At 67.5% G+C, this 1,135-nt stretch carries 2 protein-coding genes; both read right to left on the reverse strand.

Annotated features, from left to right (window positions below; genetic code table 11):
* On the reverse strand, nt 1-565 hold a 565-nt coding region (locus ABD363_RS32390; protein ID WP_344610035.1), incomplete at its 3' end, for a transposase.
* Entirely contained in the window at nt 562-1,029 is a 468-nt protein-coding gene (locus ABD363_RS32395) for a winged helix-turn-helix domain-containing protein (protein ID WP_344610036.1), read from the reverse strand. The genes ABD363_RS32395 and ABD363_RS32390, both read right to left, overlap by 4 nt.
* Nucleotides 1,030-1,135 lie beyond the last annotated feature (106 nt).

The raw sequence follows: 1,135 nt of genomic DNA on the forward strand, positions 1-1,135 counted from the left end.
GTGGGGGTGGGTGGATGGTGAGTCCGGTGTGGGCGAGGAAGGACCAGGGCAGCTGATCGTTCTGGCTGATGCGGTGGATGCCTCGTTCGACTGCGTCGGCAACGTCTGCGAGGTGGTCGCCGGCGAGGTTGGCGAGCTCACGTGTCCTGATCGCCGACCACAGCAGTTCGACGGGGTTGAGCTCGGGTGCGTAGGCCGGTAATCGCTCGAGGGTGAGCCAGTCCTGCTGCGCGGCCCAGGCGCGCATGGCCCGGCTCCAGTGGGCGGACAGCCCGTCCCAGACCAGCACTACCGGCTCTTCGGCGTAGAAGACCTTGACCTGCTCGAGGACCTGAATGAGTGCGGCGGTGTCGTAGCTGCCGGGCTTGAGGTGGAAGCACAGCCGCGGACCGCGGTCGTGATCAGCGGCGTGATACCCCAGGGCCGCGGCCATCGAAGCACGTTTCCAGTTCAGCCGGTGCCGCGGAGTCGGGGTGCGGCCGCGGGGCGCGTAGGTGCGTCGGACCTGGGGCGGCAGCGACACTCCTGATTCGTCGAGGAACACGATCCAGGCACGCTTGTTCACCGCCCCTTTTTGATGCGCGGCCACTCATGCGCGATCCAGCGGGCGATCTCGGATTCGTCCCGCTCGACCGCCCGCCGCTCGGGCCGCTGCAGGCTCCACCCCATCCGGCCGGTCAGCAACCGCCACACCGATGCCCGCGACAAAGACACCCCCGTCACCCGCTCGACCACCAGGCCGACCCGCTCCAAGGTCCACAGATCGGCCTCGAAGCCATGCGCCTGGGCGCCTTGCTCCAGTACGGTCCGCACCTGCTCGACCTGGGCGTCGTCCAGCTTGGACGGGCGACCGGTGGCCGGGCGTCGCCGTAAGGCGTGAGTGCCACCCCTCTCCCATACTCGTTTCCACCGCCGCACGCTTTCGGCACTGACCTCCAGCGTTCGTGCGATCTCGGCATTCGAGCGTTCCTGCTCGAACAGCTCGGCTGCCCGTACACGCCGGGCCTCGGCCAACTGTGGTCGTGTCAAAGGGGAACGACAGACCCGGAGACAGCACGCGAAGGCTTGAAAGACACGACCCCAGGCTCCCACCAACGAGTCCGCCACGCCCACAGAACTAACGAAAACCTCAGTA

The sequence above is a fragment of the Streptomyces glaucus genome, from assembly GCF_039533365.1.
GTDB lineage: Bacteria > Actinomycetota > Actinomycetes > Streptomycetales > Streptomycetaceae > Streptomyces > Streptomyces glaucus.